The organism is Herbidospora sp. RD11066, from assembly GCF_054661255.1.
In genome coordinates, this window is sequence record NZ_BAAGDO010000007.1 from 235,100 (window position 1) to 252,790 (window position 17,691).

Below are 17,691 nucleotides of genomic sequence, written 5' to 3' on the forward strand. Positions count from 1 at the left end.
TTTCCGGTCCGGCTGTTAGACCGGAGTCCGGAGGAGGGGGCGGTATGGCGGGTCCGCGCGCCAGGCGCATGAACGTGCCGCTGCGCGGCGTCGCGGCGGTGTCAGGGGTGATGCTGTTCGCCCTGCTCGGCAACGTCACCTGGGTTCAGGGGTTCCGGTACGAAGAACTGATGGCCGATCCACGCAACAACCGGACCATGATCCTGCGGTTCGACGAACCCCGGGGCGAGGTGCGGCTGCGCGACGGCACCGTGGTCGCGGCCAGCGAACGCGTCACCGACCAGCGCTTCGCCTACCGCCGCGTCTACCCCCAGGGCGCCCTCTACGCGCCCGCCACCGGCTACGCCTCGCTCTACCGCACGACCGGCATCGAGGGCGCCGAAGACGGCTCCCTGACCGGTGAAGATCCTCGTGTACGCGTCCGCGCGCTCCTCAAGGACATCGACCGGGGCGCCACCGTCACGCTGACGCTCGACTCGCGGGCCCAGAAGGCCGCCTACGACGGTCTGGCCGCCACGGGCAAGCGCGGCGCCGTGGTCGCCCTCGACCCGCGCACGGGCGCGATCCTCGCCATGGTCTCGCTGCCCTCCTTCGACCCCAACGGCTTCGCCACCTTCGACGTGGACGAACTGACGGCGTACGACAGGAAACTCCAGCGCGACCCCGCGCGGCCGCTGCTGAACCGCGCGATCGGCGAGAACTACCCGCCCGGCTCGACCTTCAAGGTGATCACCGCCGCGGCGGCGCTGGCCTCCGGCGACTACGACCCCGAGACCGAGGTACGCGCCCCCGCCCGCATGAAGCTGCCCGGCACCCAGACGTGGCTGCGCAACTCCGGCGGCGAGGCCTGCGGCGACGGCACCCCCGCGCTCCTGGACGCCTTCGTGCTGTCGTGCAACACCGCCTTCGCCGACCTCGGCCTCGAACTCGGCGAGGAGAAGCTGAGCCGCTGGGCCGGCGCCTTCGGCTTCGGCGACGCGGCCCTCAAGGTGCCCCTGGCGGTGGCCGAGAGCGTCTACCCGTCGGGCCTCGACCGCGCCCAGACCGCGATGAGCGCCATCGGCCAATATGACGACCGCGCCACCCCGCTGAGCATCGCGATGATCTCGGCGGCGGTGGCCAACGGGGGCTCGCTGATGCGCCCCTACCTGGTCGACGAGGTGCGGCTGCGCGACGGCACGATCGTCCGCTCGACCGACCCCGACGAATACCGCGACACGATGCCGATGGCCGTGGCCGACCGGCTGACCGAGATGATGGTCGCCGTCACCGGCCCCGGCGGCACCGGCACCGCCGCCGCGATCCCGGGCGTGAAGGTCGCCGCCAAGACCGGCACGGCCGAGAACGAGGGTTCCGACCACGCCATCTTCACCGCCTTCGCCCCCGCCGACGACCCGGTCGTGGCCGTCGGCGTACTGGTCGAACACGGCGGCTTCGGCGGTCAGGTCGCGGCCCCCATCGCCCGCGCGGTCATGCGCGCTCTGCTCTAGGCCTGGTAGGCGCTCGCTTGTAGTCCGTAGAGGTCGGCGTAGATGCCCTGGCGGTCGATCAGTTCGTCGTGGGTGCCCTCCTCGACGACCAGGCCGTGGTCCAGCACGTAGACGCGGTCGGCGTAGCGGACGCTGGCGAGGCGGTGGGTGATGAGCAGGACCGTTCGTCCGTCGGCGTGGGCGCGGATGCGGTCGAACAGGGCGTGTTCCGCTCTCGCGTCGAGGGCTGCTGTCGGTTCGTCGCAGATCAGGAGCGGGGCGTCGCGGTAGAAGCCTCTCGCCACCGCGATGCGCTGCCACTGGCCGCCCGAGAGCTCCTGGCCGTCTTTGAACCGCCGGTCGAGGAGGGTGCGGTAGCCGTGGGGGAGTTCGTCGATGACCTCGTCGGCCCCGGCGACCCCGGCGGCCCTCACCACGGCCGGTTCGCCCTTGTTCAGGCCCATCGTGATGTTGTGGCGGGCGGACAGGGGCCAGCGGGTGTGGTCTTGCGCGATGACCGCGATGCGGCCGCGTAGGGCATGGGCGTCGACGGTGGCCAGGTCGGTGTCGTCCCAGGACACGCGGCCTGACTGGGGTTCGTAGAGGCCCGCGAGGATCTTGGCCAGGGTGGTCTTGCCGGAGCCGTTCTCGCCGACCAGGGCGACCACCTCGCCCTGGTCGATGTGGATCGAGACGCCCTTCAGCGCCGGGGTGTCCTTGCCCGGGTAGCTGAAGACGACGTTCTCGGCCGTGATGCGGGCGAAGCCGTCGGGCGGAGCTCCCGAGCCCGCCATGACCGGCGCCCGTTCGGTGGTGGTGCAGAAGTCGATGAAGTCGGTGAAGTAGAGGCCGTTCTCGTAGCTGCGATTGACGGAGTAGAGAAGGCGCTGGAGAGCGCCCTGGCCGGTGCGGACGGCCAGCACCGCCGTGCCCGCGACGGCGAGCGGGACCGAGCCGCCCGCCAGCAGCAGGCCGAGGGCGAGGAAGACGAGCCCGGTGCCCAGGCCGCCGAGCGCCTCGCCGATCAGCCGGGCCGTGGTCTGGCGGCGGGCCAGGTCGACCATGACGTCCTGCTCCTTGCGGGCCACCATGTCGTAGACGCGCAGCAGGAAGCCGCGCATTGTGAACGAGCGCACCTCGGCGGCGGTGTCGCGGTCGGCCAGCAGCTCGCTGACGATCCACTTGCGGCGGAAGGTCGGCAGCAGCGACAGCAGCGTGGTGTAGCGCATGCGCGCGGCCCGCACGGTCGCCCACGCGTCGGGCAGCACCGCCAGCACCAGCAGCGGCAGCAGGACCGGGTGGAGCACGCCCAGCACACCACCGGCCGCGATCAGGCTGATCGACGCCGTGAGCACGTCGATGGCCGAGCCGACCACCTCGTCGGAGGAGTTGACCCCGCGCGAGCGGGCCCGCTGGAGCGTGTCGTGGAAGTCGGGGTCGTCGAACCGGGCGAGGTCGACGCTGGAGGTCAGCCCGTAGAGGCGTTCCTCGGCGATGCGGAGCACCTGGGGCTGGAGCCGCGACTGGGCCCATCCGGCGCCCGCCGAGAGCAGCGAGCGCATCACGGCCGCGCCCGCGACGACCAGCAGGGCGGGCAGCGCGTCCCGGACCCGCTCGGGGGTCGGGCCGGCGGCGAACAGCGCCTCCAGCACCCCCGTGGTGGCCAGCAGGCCGAACGCGGTGAACACGCCGCTCAGCAGGTTCAGGGTGATGGTGGCGACGGTGTCGCGGGGACTGGCCTCCCAGGCCATGCGGAACGCCTGATTGATGAGGGCGGGCAGGCGGCGGGCGACGGTGAAGAAGCCCACGCTGCTCATCAGGTCGTTGTGCGTGTGCCACTCGCTGGTGGTCAGATCGGAGAAGTCCGGTAGGTCATCGCTTTCTGACGGGTCGTCCCTGTCGATGGTGACGGTCATTCCGTCAGTGTGCGCCCGCCCACCGACAAAGCGGCACCGGTGATCTCCGGGGCCAAACCGGAATACGATCTGGGCACGTTCCGGAATTGGTGCGACACTTCCTGTGACGATGCACCCCCCGAAGCACACGTAAGGCGACTCCGAGGGCCGATGACCACTGAGATCTCCCACTCGATCGCCGTCGAGGGCAACCTCCCCCTGGAACCCAACGCGTTCGTCGGGCGCGGATCCGATGTCGAGGAACTCGTCACGCTGATGACGGCCACGCGGGTCGTCACGCTCTGCGGCGTGGGCGGCATCGGGAAGAGCCGGCTGGGCCTGCGGGTCGCGGCCGAGCTCGCGCGCGACCTGCCCGACGGCGCGTGGCTGGTGGAGTTCCCCGAGGGCACCCGGCCGAAGGAGACGATCCGGCGGGTCGCGTCGGTGCTCGGCGTGGAGGGCGAGCCGGGGCGTGACCTCGATCTGGCGATCGCCGAGGTGTTCGCCGGGCGCAAGGCGGTGATCCTGCTCGACAACTGCGAGACGGTGGTCGAGGAGTGCGCGCTGCTCACCCGGCGGCTGGCCGAGCACTGCCCGGAGGTCCGGGTGCTGGCCACCAGCCGCGAGCCGCTGCGGGTGCCCGGCGAGACGGTCTGGCGGGTGCCGCCGCTGGCGCTGCCGCCCGACCACAACGCGGGCGCGGCCGTCGTCGGCGGCTACGAGGCGGTCCGCCTGTTTCAAGACCGGGCGGCCTCGGTCCGGCCGGGGTTCACGCTGTCCGACGACAACGCCTCCGACGTGTCGCGCCTGTGCCACGCGCTCGACGGCATGCCGCTGGCGCTCGAACTGGCCGCCGGGATGACGCGGGTGCTGTCGATCCCGCAGATCGTGGCCCGGCTCGGCGACCGGTTCCGGCTGCTGTCGGCCGGCGACCGCACCGCCCCGCCCCGGCAGCGGACCCTGCGGGCCACCGTCGACTGGAGCTACGACCTGCTCGCCGAGCCCGAGCGGGTGCTGCTGCGCCGCGCCACCGTGTTCCGCTCCGGCTGGACCCTCCCGATGGCCGAACAGGTCTGCGCGGGCGGCCCGGTCGAGACCCCCGACGTCCTGGGCCACCTGACCGCCCTGGTCGACAAGTCGCTGGTCGTGGTCGACGGCGAACTCGCGGGGGAGGCCCGCTACCGGCTGCTCGACACCATCCGCCAGTACGCCGCCGAGCGCCTCGACGGCCTCGACGAAGACGAGACCCGGCGGCGGCACCGCGACTTCTTCGTCCGGTTCGCGCACGACTGGGAGATCGCGGTCGACGCAGGGTCGTGGCCGGCGGTGCACCGGCGTACCGAACGGCTGGAGCGGCTGCAGAGCGACCTGCGGGCGGCGGTCGAGTGGTCGCTCAAGACGGGCGACGCCGCGCCCATGCTCGACGCGCTGCTCGGGCTGCGGTGGATGCTGCTCGGCAGCGGCCGGTTCCAGGCCGAGCTGACCCGCTGGGCCGACCGGCTCGTGGAGCTCGCGCTGCCCGGCATCGACCCGGCCACCCACGGGCGGGTGCTGGCGTTCACCGCCAACCTGCTGTCGAACACCGCCGACTTCGCCGGGGCCCGCGAGCGCGCCACCCAGGCCCTCGACCTGTGCCGGACGGCCGGTGACCGGCTCGGCGAGGGGCAGGCGCTGCTGGTCCTGGCCATCAGCGACGGGTCGGAACCGGCCGAGACCCGGCTGGAGGCGACGATCGCGATCGCCCGCGCCATCGGCGAGCGCGTGCTGGAGGCCGAGGCCCACGGCACCCGCGCCTTCCTCGCGCTGGCCCAGGGGCGCCTGCGCGAGGCGCAGCGGTCGGCCGAACGCCTGGTCGCGCTGGCCAGCGAGCTCGACAACCACCTGGCGCTGGTCATCGGCCTGTCGGGGCTCGGGCAGACCGCCCGCCGCCGGGGCGACCTCCCGGCCGCCCGCCACCACTTCACCCGGGCGCTGCGCATCGTGCGCACCTTCGACGCCCGCCAGTGGCTCATCTCGTGCCTGGCCGGGCTGGGTTCCGTGGCGCTCGATGCGGGCGACCTGCCCGAGGCCCGCCGCCGGTTGGGCGAGGCGCTGCGGCTCGGCCGCGACGCCGGGCTGCGCATGCAGTCGGCCCGCCGCCTGGAGGCCTTCGCCGCGCTCTACCTGAAGCAGGGCGACACCCGCAGGGCGGTGCTGCTGGCCGCCGCCTCGGCCGGGCTGCGCAGCGGCCGTCCCGGCGCGCGGGTCGAGTCGATCCTGACCCCCGCCCGCGACGAACTGGGCGAGCCCGTGGTGGCGGCGCTGTGGTCCGAAGGGCAGAACCTGCCGTTCGACACCGCCGTCACGCTCGCGCTGGAGGAGTCGGCCGGGAGCCCGGTGCCGGTCGTCGCGCCGATCGCGGTCACCCCGCAGAGCAGCCTCACCGCCCGCGAACGCGAGATCGCCGGGCTGGTCGCGCGCGGCCTCAGCAACCGGGCCATCGCCGACGAACTCGTCATCAGCCAGGCCACCGTGGCCCGTCACGTCGCCAACATCCTGGCCAAACTCGGTTTCACCTCGCGCACCCAGGTCGCCACCTGGGTCGTCGAGCACGGTGTGTAGACGCCGCCACCCGGCCTTCTACACACCCACATGCGCACATCAGCCGATGTGAGGACGGTCCCCGCCGATCTACCGTGAACTCTGTGGTCGGGTGCGGCGCGACTCCGTGGCCGCCCACCGGCCCGCGAGGGCGGATGCCTACTGAAGCCGGACGTCAGGGGGGGCATCTGGAAACGGCCACGTGCCCGTCACGCCGGTCGAGGTCACCTCGGAGGGGTGGAGACCGAGACCGGGGGCACCTGGCCCGCGGGCCCGGGTCGCGCAGGACCCGGGCCCGCCCTCTGTTACACATCCGCCTACACACTTATGCGGATTCCGGGGCGGGAGCCCGGCCCGTACGGTCACGGACATGGAGTCAGGGGTCAACGGCGCGGTGTTCGGCCGATCCGCGCTGTGGGCCGACCGGCCGGCGCTGGTCGATTTCGGCGCGGGCCGGGCCGTCAGTCACGACACGCTGACGGCGACGGTGTACGGAGCCGCCTCGGGGCTGGTTCGGAGGGGGACCCGCCCCGGGCAGGCGGCCGCCGTCTACACCGACGGGGTCTACGGCCACCTGACGGCCGTCTTCGCGGTCATCGCCGCCGGTGGGGTGGCGCTGCCGCTGACCGTGCCCGATCCGGCCGAGCTGCTCGCCCACGATGTCCGGCTGATGTTCACCAGCGGGCGGCTGGCCGCCGAGGCGGTCGCGGCGGCCGACGCGTCGCGGGTGCGGCAGGTCGTCTCGTTCGGCGGCGGGCACGGCGCGACCGAGTTCGAGGACCTGCTCGGCCTGGACCCCCTGCCGCTTCCCGTCGTGGATTTCACCAGCAAGGCGATCATCGCGGAGGAGGGCGACCTCGGCCACGACGGGTTCGCCGAGGCGATGGCGCTGCTCGACGGCCATCTGTTCCTCTGCGAGCGCGACGTCGTGCTCATCGACTGGCCGCCGACGGGGTCGGCCGACCTGGCGGTGCTGGCCGGGCTGGCGTTCGCGAAGGGAGCCCTGGTGGTGACGGGTGGTGGGCGGGAGCTGGGGGTGACGGTGGCCGCCGTCGTGGAGTGCGGGAAACGCGGCGTGCGGCGTATATAGAACCGTTGCTTGACGAGGTACCTCCCACGGTGGGTTGATTGGCTGCCATTCACACCCGGAGGTCGGCCGCGATGAGGCGACGTTTGACCGCGGTCGCCGCGGCACTGCTCGTGCTGGTGACGTCGTGCAGCAGCGCGGCGACGGAAGCACCGGAGCCGTCGGCGAAGGAACGCGTCGAGGTGTTCTCGTGGTGGACGGGCTTAGGTGAGGCCGACGGCCTCAAAGCGATGCGCGCCCTGTTCGACAAGCAGAACCCGAAGTTCACGTTCGTCGACGCCGCCGTCGAAGGCGGCTCGGGAGACCAGGCCCGCGCCCTGTTATCCAGCAAGCTCCAGGCCAACCAGCCCCCCGACACCTTCCAGGGCCACGCGGGCGCCGAACTCCAGGGCTACATCACCGCAGGCAAGCTCGAACCCCTCAATTTCCTGTACGACGAGCTGAAGTTACGCGACGTCTTCCCGCCCCAGCTCGTCGAGCAGATCTCGGTCCACGGAGAGATCTTCTCCGTCCCGGTGAACATCCACCGTTCCAACGTCCTGTGGCTCAACCCGGCGGTGCTCAAGGCGGCCGGAGTGAACGGGGCGCCGCAGACCCTCCCGCAGTTCGTCGAGGCGCTGGAGAAGGTGCGGGCCACCGGAAGGATCCCCCTGGCCATCGGGCCGCAGTGGACCGTCGTCCACCTCTTCGAATCCGTGTTGCTGGGGTCGCTGGGGACCAAGGCGTACAACAAGCTCTGGACCGCCGACGGCGACTGGAACAGCGCGGCGATGAAGCGGGCGCTGACCGACTTCGCCTCGGTGCTGTCCTACGCGGGAACGCCGCAGGCCGACTGGCAGCCGGCCGCCAAGCAGGTGGCCGACGGCGAGGCCGCGTTCACCGTGATGGGCGACTGGGCCTACAGCTACTTCCACAACAAGCCCGACGGCGGGCTCGGCAAGACCTCGAAGACCGACTTCGACTGGGCGCCCTCGCCGGGCACGGCGGGCACCTTCATGTGGCTCTCGGACAGTTTCACCCTGCCGCGCGGCGCCCCCAACCGCGAGGGCGCGCTGGCCTGGCTCAAGGTGGCCGCCAGCAAGGCCGGGCAGGACGCCTTCAACCCGCTCAAGGGCTCGATCCCGGCCCGGGTCGACGCCGACGTCAGCCTCTACAAGGACTACCTGGCCTGGAACCTGACCGAGTGGTCGCGCGACGACCTGGCCGGGTCGATCCAGCACGGCGTCGTCGCGGGCGACGGCTGGCGGGCGGCCATCAACGACGCGGTCGGGATCTTCATGGAGAACCCCGATGTCACGGAACTGCAGCGGGCTCTCGTGCTGGCGGCGAAAAACAGCGGCCAATAGACCGTTTTGTCATAACATCGCCCGATGAGTGCGGTGGACGAACGGGGTGCGACCTTCGGGGAGCTCTTCCGGATCGGTGAGTTCCGGGTGCTGTTCGGCAGCCAACTGCTGCTGACGCTGAGCGAGTCGGTCAAGATGCTGGCGTTCTCCGTCATCGTCTTCGACCGCACCAACTCGGCCGGGCTGTCGGCGGTCTCGTGGATGCTCGGCTTCCTGCCGATGATGCTCGGCGGGCTGTTCCTGGCGTCGCTGGCCGACCGCGTCAGGCCCCGGGTGCTGATGGTCATCGGTGAGATCGTCCGGGGGGCGGTGTGCCTGCTCCTCGGGTTCGCCGGGCTGCCGGTGTGGGCGATGTTCGTGGTCGTGCTGGTCACCGGTGTGCCGACGGCGGTGTTCATGGCGGCGCGCAACGCCGTGCTGCCGGAGATCCTCGACGGCGACCGGTTCGTGCTCGGCCGGGCGCTGTTCACCATGACCGGCGCGGGGGCGCAGATCGCCGGGCTCGCGGTCGGCGGCGCCATGATCGCGCTGACCGGCGCGGAGGGCGCGCTGCTGATCACCGCCGGGCTCTCGCTCGTGGCGGTCCCGCTGATCCGGTTCGGGCTGAAGAACCGGCCACCGCGCGCGGTGAACGACGGCACCGGCGCGATCCGCGCCACCCTGCGCGGCAACTGGGAGCTGATGACCGACCGGACGATCAGGGGCCTGCTGCTGGCCGGGTGGCTGCCGCTGATGTTCATGGTCGGCTCGGAGGCGGTCTTCATCCCCTATCTGACCGGGATGGGGCAGGCCGGGGCGGCCGGGTTCGTGCTGGCCGCGGCGGCGGCCGGGATGGGGTTCGGGGAGTTCGTCGTCGGGCGGTTCGTGTCGCCCGCCGGGCGCGACCGGCTCGGGCTCGCGCTGGTCGCGCTGATGGGCGTGCCGCTGGTCGGGTTCGTGCTCGAACCGGGGCCGTGGTGGGCCGGGATCCTGGCGTTCCTGGCGGGTAACGGGCTTGCTTACCAATTGGTGTTGCAGAGGCCGTTCGTCGACGCGGTGCCGGAGGAGCGGCGGGGGCTGGCGTTCGGGCTGCAGGGGTCGGGGATGATGACCGTCCAGGGGCTCGGCGGGGCGGTGGCCGGTGGGCTGGCCGAAGTCGTCGAGGTGCACCACGCGATCGCGATCTGTGGCGGGCTGGTGCTGGTTTTCGGGGCGCTGCTGTGGCGGCCCTTGGCGCGGCGCTCTTGACGGGACCATTTCGCCCTGACAAAACGGGCTGAACCCCAATATTTCGGAGGGTCACATGTCTTTGCTGGACCCCAAACTCTGGACCGGCCGCATCCACAGCGACGGCTGGGTCACCTCTCAGGCGGGTGACGCGGCCGTCGTCGAGCCCGCCACCGGCGCCGAACTCGGCCGGGTCGGGATCGCGAACGCCGATGACGTGCGGGCCGCCGTCCGGAAGGCGGCCGCCGCGCAGCGGACCTGGGCCGAGACCAACTTCGAGGAGCGCGCCGCCGTGCTCCGCCGCGCGGGCGCCCTCTTCGAGCAGTACGCCGCCGACATCCACCACTGGATCATCCGGGAGACGGGCTCCGTACCGCCGAAAGCCGGGCTGGAGACCCACGTCGCCGCGCAGGAGTGCTTCGAGGCCGCCGCCCTCGCCTCCGGGACGACCGGCGAGATCCTGCCCACCAACCGCAAGCGGCTCAGCCTGGCCCGGCGGGTGCCGGTCGGGGTGGTCGGCGTGATCGCGCCGTTCAACGTGCCGCTGATCCTCGGCATCCGCTCGGTGGCGCCCGCGCTCGCGCTCGGCAACGCCGTGGTGCTCAAGCCCGACCCCAGGACCGCCGTCTCCGGCGGCGTGGTGATCGCCCGGGTGCTGGAGGAGGCCGGGCTGCCCGAGGGGCTGCTGCACGTGCTGCCCGGCGGGCCCGACGTGGGGGAGGCGCTGGTCGCCGACCCGCTCGTGCCGGTCATCTCGTTCACCGGCTCCACCGCCGCCGGGCGCAAGGTGGGGGAGGCCTGTGGACGGCTCCTCAAGCGCGCCCACCTGGAACTGGGCGGCAACTCGGCGCTGATCGTGCTCGACGACGCCGACCTTGACCTCGCCGTCTCGGCCGGGGCGTGGGGGTCGTTCCTGCACCAGGGCCAGATCTGCATGACCACCGGCCGCCACCTGGTGCACGCCTCCCTCGCCGACGAGTACGTCGAGCGCCTCGCCGCCAAGGCCGACCACCTTCCGGTGGGCGACCCCGCGACCGGACAGGTCGCCCTGGGGCCGCTGATCTCGGCGAGCCAGCGCGACAAGGTGCACGCCCTTGTCAGCGGCAGCGTCGAGGCGGGCGCCCGGCTGGCGGCGGGCGGGACCTACGAGGACCTCTTCTACCGCCCGACCGTGCTCGCCGGAACGGGCCCCGCCTACGACCACGAGGTGTTCGGCCCGGTCGCCCCGGTCAGGTCCTTCTCGACGATCGAGGAGGCGGTGGCCCTGGCGGGCGACAGCGAATACGGCCTCAGCCTGGGCATCCTCACCCGCGACGTCATGAAGGCGATGCACCTGGCCGAGCGGATCCCCACCGGGATCGTGCACATCAACGACCAGACCGTCGACGACGAGGCGGTCGCGCCGTTCGGCGGAGTGGGGGCCTCGGGCACCGGTTCGCGCTTCGGCGGGGCCCGCGCCAACGCCGACGCGTTCACCCACACCCAGTGGGTGACGCTCCAGGGCGACATCGCCTCTTACCCGTTCTGACCCATGTTGTAGGTTCGCGGGTCATGAGAAAGAACGGCTGGTTGTTGCTGGTCGCCGGGTTCGTCCTGGCGGCACTCAACCTGCGACCGGCCCTTGCCGGAGTCTCGCCCCTCCTCGGCGAGATCATGACCGACCTGTCCCTCTCCCCCGCGGCGGCCGGGGCCATCACCACGATCATGTTGCTGTGCCTCGGCCTGCTGGGCCCGCTGGGCCCGATCCTGTCGTCGCGGCTCGGCCTCGACCGCACCCTCATGGCAGGCATGCTGCTGCTCATCGCCGGAGTCGTGATCCGCAGCTCCGGCGGCGTCGTCACGCTCTATCTGGGCGCGGCGATGGCCGGCACCGCCATCGCGTTCATGAACGTGATCATGCCCGGCCTCGTCAAGCAGCACTTCCCCGACCGCGTGGGCCTGTTCACCGGCCTGTACGTCACCTCGCTGGTCAGCGGCGCCGCCCTCGGCTCGGCCGTGATGGTGCCGCTGGCCCACGAGATGGGCTGGCGCTGGGCCGCCGCGACCACGGCGATCTTCGCCCTGGTCTCGGCGATCGTCTGGCTGCCGCAGGTGCTCAAACCGCCGCAGCCCGCCCCGCCGCAGGCGCCCCGGCCCTTCCGCGCCCTGATGAAACGTCGGGTCACCTGGTACGTCGCCACCTACATGGGCGTCCAGAGCATGACCTTCTACATCATGCTGGCCTGGTTGCCGACGATCTTCACCGACGCCGGTCTCAGCGCCGACGACGCCGGATACCTGCTCGGGCTGACCAACGTCGCCCAGATCGCCGCCACCCTGACCGTGCCGCTTCACGCGGGGAAGGCGAAATCCCAGGTTCCCCACGTCGTCGGCGCGGCGATCATCACGATCGTCGGGTACATCGGTGTCCTGTTCTGGCCGACCACGGTGCCGTGGCTCTGGATGATCGTGCTGGGTGTGGGCCAGGGTGCCTCCATCGCCCTCGCCCTGCTGATCATCACGCTGCGCGCGCCCGACCCCCGCTCGGTCACCGCCCTGTCGGCGGTCGCCCAGTCGACCGGTTACACCCTGGCCGCCATCGGCCCGGTCGTCATCGGCGCGATCTACCAGGTCAGCGGCGACTGGACGGTTCCACTGACCGTGGGCCTCGGCGTGTGCGGGGTGCAATTGGTGTTGGGTTATCTCGCCGCACGTCAACCGCAGGGCACCTGATCTTCATGTGACGCGTTTACCGTCCGGCCCATGAGTCTCACGCGCAGAGGCGCGATCACCGTGCTCGCGGCCGGAACGGCCGCCGGCGCCCTGATGGGCACCACCCCCGCTCTCGCCAAGCGACGTTTCGGTGACGTCACCGTCATCGGCCACCGGGGCGCCAGCGCTCTTCGTCCTGAGCACACCCTGCTCTCGTACGAGGCGGCCATCGCCCTGGGGGCCGACTACATCGAGCCCGACCTGGTCTCGACCAAGGACGGCGTGCTGGTCGCCCGGCACGAGAACGAGATCGGCGGCACCACCGACGTCTCGACCAAGACGGAGTTCGCGAACCGTCGCGTCACCAAGATCATCGACGGCCGCCCGATCACCGGCTGGTTCACCGAGGACTTCACCCTCGCCGAGCTGAAGACGCTGCGCGCCACCGAGCGGATCCCGGACCTGCGCCCCGGCAACGCCGCGTTCAACGGCCTGGCCGAGATCCCCACGCTCGAAGAGGTCATCCAGCTCGCGCAGAAGCACGAGGTCGGCATCTACCCGGAGACGAAGCACCCCACGTACTTCGACTCCATCGGCCTCTCCCTGGAGGAGCCGCTGCTGGCCACCCTGGCGAAGTGGGGCTGGACCCGTTCCGGCGACCCGGTCATCATCCAGTCGTTCGAGGTCGGCAACCTGAAGGCGCTGCGCCCGAAGACCAAGCTCAAGCTGGCCCAGCTCATCGACGCCGCCGGCAAGCCGTTCGACACCGCCACCCTCACCTACGACCAGATGGTCACCCGTGAGGGCCTGCGCGAGATCCGCACCTACGCCAACGGCATCGGCGTCAACACCCGCCGCATCCTGCCGGTCGGCCCCGACGGCCGCACCACGGCGCCCACCACGCTGGTGCACGACGCCCACCGCGAGGACCTGATCGTCCACGCCTGGACGCTGCGCAACGAGAACTCGCAGCTCCCCGTCGACTACCAGTTCGGCAACCCGGCCAACCCGGTGTTCCCGCGCGCGGTCGGCAACGTGATGGGCTTCGCCGCGGCGCTGTTCGAGCAGGAGATCGACGGCATCTTCGCCGACGACCCCGCCATGCCCCGCGCCGTGCTCAGCTCCGACAAGTAACTAGTCGAGCGGGCGCAGCTCGTCGGCGTAGCTCACCGACTGGCGGCGCATCATGCCGTCGTCGCTGATCGAATACTGACCGAGCCGCCACAGGGGCGGGGAGTAGGCGTGGATCGACACGCTGCCGTGCTCCGCCCCTGTGAGGCGGTGGATGTGGTCGGGGCCGAAGCTGAACGAGGTCCCGGCGCCGACGCTGGTCTCCAGGTGCTCGCCGCCGATGCGCGGGTTGGCCTCCACCAGCGTGCCCCGCACCACGTTGACCGCGCCCGACGAGACGTCGTGGTCGTGCCAGCCCGTGTCGTCCTCCGGGCGCCAGCACAGCAGCCAGACGTCGACGTAGGAGTCGCGGTAGAGCGAGGCGTAGTGGCGCCCGCCGTCTTCCGCGCCCTCGAACGAGAGGTGCTCCTCCCACAGCTCGGGCTTGGTGGCCAGGTCGTCGACCAGTTCGCGCAGCTCACGACGGTCGAGTGAGCGTGGTGGCAGCGTCTCGAAGGGGGCCGCCGGACAGGTCGCGGGCACCGGGATCGTGGGCGTGCTCATGAGGACGGCTCCTTTCGTGTCAGCAATCTGGCCGGGTTCGCCACGGTGATGGCGTGCCGCGCCGCGTCCCCGAAATCGAGGGCCGGGGCTTCGGCGTAAGGGCGGTCGGACCCGTTCACGACGACGTCGATGCCGAGCTCGCGGACGATCGCGTCGACGGCCCGGCGGCCGTAGGACGAGGTCTCCACGAACAGGGCGGGATCGACGAGGCCGCGGCCCTGTCCACCGCGGGTGATCTGACGTTCCGAGTGCAGCGGTGCCAGTCCCGCCAGCAGCGCGAAACAGACCTTGAGCCGGGGGTGCCGGGGCCGCCCGAACGCCTGGAAGGCGTACCAGGAGGCGTGCATCTGCTGCACATACGGCACGACGGCGGGCCACCAGCCGGGAGTACCCGGCGCGGCGGCCGGCCCGGGGTGGATGAAGAGCGGCCGGTCCCCGAGGGTGTCGAGCAGAGGTGCGAGGGCGGCGAGGCCCTCTGCGTCCTGCACCGCTGTGGCCGGAAGCTGGAGGCCGACCGCTCCCGCGTCGAGCGCTTCTTCAAGCTTCTGTACGGAGATGTCGGTCACCGGGGCCGACGCCCAGAAGCCGAAGGGCTCGGGAAGCTCCGCCACGCCCTCGTGGAAGGCGTCGATCAGCGGCCACGCCTCGTCGGGCGGGAGGTGCTCGATGCCCAGCGGGCTCGACAGCGAGACGAGCGCGAGATCGAGTTCACCGTTCAGCTTGGCCCGTGCGGCGGGGTCGTGGTCGGCCGGGTTCACTTCGTAGGCCGGTTCGCCGTCGAGCAGCAGGGTCCAGCCGTCGAGGCGCGGATTTTCGGTGCGGGAGCGCAGCGCGTCGAGGAAAGCCGCAGGCCAGAGGTGCTGGTGCACGTCCACTGCCATCTCCGCCTCCTCTAACCCGAATTCCCTACCCATAATACAGGTATATCGATCTGAGGCTAGTGAAACGGTTCACTGATTCGCTTCAGTGAACCGTTTCACCCCATATGTGTCAAGTAGTGTGGACCGATGCCCCAACGGAAGCGCGCGACGATCCGTGAGGTGGCCCAGGCGACCGGGCTGTCCACCGCCGCTGTCAGCTACGCGTTGCGGGGTCTCCAGGTCTCTGAGGAGACCATGCACCGGGTCCGACGCGCCGCGGCCGAACTCGGTTACGAGGCCGATCCCAACGCGCGGGCGCTGGCGAGCGGGCGTACCGGAATGATCGGTGTGCTCTGCGGATCGCTTGAGGACCTCTGGCAGCAGTCGCTGGCCGTGGGCATCGGCCGGTCCCTCCGGGAGAAGGACCACTACGGCCTGATCCTCGACGCCGCCGGTGACCCCGACCGCGAACGCACCCTGGCCCGGCAGCTCCGGGGGGTCGACGGGCTGATCGTGCAGCCGGTCGACCCGGCGGCGCCGTTCTGGGCGGAGATCGCGGAGAACGTGCCGCTGGTGACGATCGGCGACGCGCTGAAGGAGACCAGGACCGCCGCCGAGGTCGTCTTCGACAACCAGAGCGGGGTGACCCTGGCGCTGGAGTACCTCGCCGGTCGCGGTCATAAGAGGGTCGCGGTGCTGACCTCGACCTTGGCCGAGACGCCCGACCGGCCCGCCGACCGGCTCGTGGCGGCCGAGGCTTCCCGGCTGGGGCTTGAGGTGACCGTACAGACCTGCCCTCAGGGTCTGGGACCGGCGGCCGAGACGGCCCGCGCGGTGCTCAGAGACCGGCCGAGCGCGGTGTTCTGCTTCTCCGACTCGATCGCCTACGGGGTGCTGAAGGCGGCAGGTGATCTGGGGCTCTCCGTGCCGGGCGACGTGTCGGTCATGGGCTACGACGACCACCCGATGTCGGAGCTGCTCGGCCTGACCACGGTGAGCTGGGACCTCGACACGATCGTCCGCTCGGCGGTCCGGCTGGTGCTCGGCGCCGCCGACGGAACGCTGCGCCGCCGCCGGGTGGTCCAGGCCCCCACGCTGCGAGAACGCGGGTCAGTCGGCCAGTGCTGACCGGGCCGCTTCGATGTCGCCCTCCAGCGACCGGTCCTTCTCCACTTCGCCACGCCGCATCGCCAAGGCACGGTCGGCGGCGACGAGTTCGCAGGCCAGGATGATCTCGTAGGGTTCCCGTGCGGCCAGGCAGGCTCGTGCGGCCTGGGTGCCGAAACCGGCGTGATCCTCCACGCTTCGGGACAGGACCGCCCCGCCCAGGGTCACCGGGGCGGCCAGCTGACGGAGTGAGGCGAGGGCGTCGTGGGCGACGTACTCGAGGATCAGGACGCCTGAGCCGCCGGGGGAACCCGCGAGGAAGGGGTGGAGGCCGGTGTAGGCCGGTTCCATCAGCGTGGCCAGGCGAGCCGTGGACAGGGAGGCCGTCTGGACGAGGGCGGCGCGGAGGGCGTCGAGGGCCAGGGCGATCGGGGCGGTGTGGAAGTTGCCGTTGTGCCAGGCCGCGTCGCCCGCGATCAGGGGGTTCTCGGCGGCCGAGTTCATGTCGATGGTGACCGCGCGGCGGGCGACGTCGAGCGCGTCGAACGCGGCGCCGTGGACCTGCGGCAGGGCGCGGTAGCCGTAGGGATCCTGGAGGCGTCCGGCGGGGGCGTGGTCGTCGAGGAGGGCGCTCAGCGCGGCGGCGACCCTGGCCTGGCCGGGGTGGCGGCGGGCGCGCTGGACCTCGTACGCGAGCGGTTCGACCGAGGCGCCCGCCGCGCGCCAGGTGCGGGCGGCGACCCGGACCGAGGCCTCCAGCAGGCGGGCCAGGTCGGCGCAGGCCATCGCGGCGTCGGCCAGGGTGAGCGCGTTGGAGCTGATGAAGGGGAGCGCGTCGGCGGAGGTGAGCGGGAAGCGCGGACCGTTCCAGGGGACCTCGCCGAGCAGGCAGAGCGCGGTGGTCGACAGGGCGGTGAGGTCGCCGGTGCCGATCGCGCCGTAGCGCCTGATCGGGGGCGTCGCGCCGGTGTTGATCGCCTCGGCGAGCGTCGGCAGGATCGCCGGGTCGAGGCCGGAGCCGCCGCGCAGGAGCTGGTTGAGGCGGACCGTGAGCATCGCGGTCGCGCAGGCCGGGTCGATGAGCGGGCCGGCGCCCCCGGCGTGGCTGCGCAGCAGGTCGAGGCCGGGTTCGTGCACCTCGACGTCCTTGTTCGCGCCCACTCCGGTGGTGCGGCCGTAGACGGGGCCGGTCTGCGCGCGGGCGGCCGCGAAGGCCTCCTCGGCCTGGGTCGTGGAACCGAGGACGACCTTCGCCGTGCCGTGGGCGACGGCCCTGACCTGATCGCAGGTCAGGGTCGAGCCATCGAGGAGAACGGTCTTAGTCGTCAATTCCGAAGATCAGGTCGAGCAGCCAGGAGATGATGCCGATGATGAGCGCTCCCCAGAAGGCCGCCCAGAATCCGACCACCTCGAACGGGAGGGTGAGCTGTTCGGCGATCCAGCTCGTGAGCAGGAGCAGGCCGGCGTTCACGACGAGCGCGAACAGGCCCAGCGTCAGGACATAGAAGGCGCAGCCGATGGTCTTGATGATCGGCTTCAGGAGGGCGTTGATCACCCCGAAGATCAGCGCGACGGCGAGCAGCGTGCCGATCTCTTTGGCGGTCGTATCGCCGCCGATCGTGATGCCGTCGACGACACGTGTGGAGACCCACAGAGCCGCCGCGATCACGATGATCTTGACGATGACTTTCACGAGGGTGATCCTCGCATGTCGAGCCGGTCTCCGCGAAGGTCGCGTGACTCTGACCCGTTGTTGGGCATAGGTGGTGATCGTCC

The 17,691-nt window shown here is 71.4% G+C and carries 14 protein-coding genes; 9 read left to right on the forward strand and 5 right to left on the reverse strand.

The window, feature by feature from the left end; genetic code table 11:
- Window positions 1-44: 44 nt before the first annotated feature.
- Complete coding sequence (locus ACYQ78_RS26295) at window positions 45-1,490, forward strand: peptidoglycan D,D-transpeptidase FtsI family protein (RefSeq protein ID WP_459803579.1); 1,446 nt, start codon at window positions 45-47, stop codon at window positions 1,488-1,490.
- On the opposite strand, the gene ACYQ78_RS26300 is transcribed toward ACYQ78_RS26295, so the two are convergent.
- Complete coding sequence (locus tag ACYQ78_RS26300) at window positions 1,487-3,385, reverse strand: ABC transporter ATP-binding protein (protein WP_459803580.1); 1,899 nt, start codon at window positions 3,383-3,385, stop codon at window positions 1,487-1,489. The two genes, ACYQ78_RS26295 and ACYQ78_RS26300, sit on opposite strands and share 4 nt — an antisense overlap.
- Window positions 3,386-3,535: 150 nt before the next feature.
- On the opposite strand from ACYQ78_RS26300, the gene ACYQ78_RS26305 reads away from it, so the two are divergent.
- The 7 genes from ACYQ78_RS26305 (at window position 3,536) to ACYQ78_RS26335 (ending at window position 13,408) form a co-directional block, all read left to right on the forward strand.
- Window positions 3,536-5,965: an ATP-binding protein gene (locus ACYQ78_RS26305; RefSeq protein ID WP_459803581.1), complete on the forward strand. Its 2,430-nt coding sequence runs from the start codon at window positions 3,536-3,538 to the stop codon at window positions 5,963-5,965.
- Window positions 5,966-6,314: 349 nt separating this feature from the next.
- Window positions 6,315-7,034 (forward strand): AMP-binding protein, encoded by a 720-nt coding sequence (locus ACYQ78_RS26310; RefSeq protein ID WP_459803582.1) that lies wholly within the window; start codon window positions 6,315-6,317, stop codon window positions 7,032-7,034.
- 71 nt (window positions 7,035-7,105) lie between these two features.
- Window positions 7,106-8,377, forward strand: coding sequence for an ABC transporter substrate-binding protein (locus tag ACYQ78_RS26315; RefSeq protein ID WP_459803583.1), 1,272 nt, complete (start codon window positions 7,106-7,108; stop codon window positions 8,375-8,377).
- A 24-nt stretch (window positions 8,378-8,401) separates the two neighbouring features.
- Window positions 8,402-9,604: an MFS transporter gene (locus ACYQ78_RS26320; protein ID WP_459803584.1), complete on the forward strand. Its 1,203-nt coding sequence runs from the start codon at window positions 8,402-8,404 to the stop codon at window positions 9,602-9,604.
- A 55-nt stretch (window positions 9,605-9,659) separates the two neighbouring features.
- Window positions 9,660-11,111, forward strand: coding sequence for a benzaldehyde dehydrogenase (locus tag ACYQ78_RS26325; protein ID WP_459803585.1), 1,452 nt, complete (start codon window positions 9,660-9,662; stop codon window positions 11,109-11,111).
- Window positions 11,112-11,134: 23 nt separating this feature from the next.
- Window positions 11,135-12,295: a CynX/NimT family MFS transporter gene (locus tag ACYQ78_RS26330; RefSeq protein WP_459803586.1), complete on the forward strand. Its 1,161-nt coding sequence runs from the start codon at window positions 11,135-11,137 to the stop codon at window positions 12,293-12,295.
- 30 nt (window positions 12,296-12,325) lie between these two features.
- Window positions 12,326-13,408 (forward strand): glycerophosphodiester phosphodiesterase, encoded by a 1,083-nt coding sequence (locus tag ACYQ78_RS26335; RefSeq protein WP_459803587.1) that lies wholly within the window; start codon window positions 12,326-12,328, stop codon window positions 13,406-13,408.
- Here ACYQ78_RS26335 and ACYQ78_RS26340 read toward each other — a convergent pair whose 3' ends face one another.
- The gene (locus tag ACYQ78_RS26340) at window positions 13,409-13,948 is read right to left on the reverse strand and encodes a cysteine dioxygenase (RefSeq protein ID WP_459803588.1); all 540 of its coding nucleotides are present in this window, start codon (window positions 13,946-13,948) and stop codon (window positions 13,409-13,411) included.
- Window positions 13,945-14,829, reverse strand: coding sequence for an amidohydrolase family protein (locus ACYQ78_RS26345; protein WP_459803589.1), 885 nt, complete (start codon window positions 14,827-14,829; stop codon window positions 13,945-13,947). The genes ACYQ78_RS26340 and ACYQ78_RS26345 overlap by 4 nt, the downstream gene beginning before the upstream one ends.
- Window positions 14,830-14,955: 126 nt before the next feature.
- Between ACYQ78_RS26345 and ACYQ78_RS26350 the strand changes: the two genes are divergently transcribed.
- Entirely contained in the window at window positions 14,956-15,936 is a 981-nt protein-coding gene (locus ACYQ78_RS26350; protein WP_459803590.1) for a LacI family DNA-binding transcriptional regulator, read from the forward strand.
- Here the strand turns inward: ACYQ78_RS26350 and ACYQ78_RS26355 are convergent.
- Window positions 15,919-17,244, reverse strand: coding sequence for an aromatic amino acid lyase (locus ACYQ78_RS26355; RefSeq protein ID WP_459803591.1), 1,326 nt, complete (start codon window positions 17,242-17,244; stop codon window positions 15,919-15,921). The genes ACYQ78_RS26350 and ACYQ78_RS26355 overlap by 18 nt on opposite strands.
- The gene (locus ACYQ78_RS26360; protein ID WP_459803592.1) at window positions 17,234-17,608 is read right to left on the reverse strand and encodes a phage holin family protein; all 375 of its coding nucleotides are present in this window, start codon (window positions 17,606-17,608) and stop codon (window positions 17,234-17,236) included. Before ACYQ78_RS26360 ends, ACYQ78_RS26355 begins: the two co-directional genes overlap by 11 nt.
- Window positions 17,609-17,691: the final 83 nt, after the last annotated feature.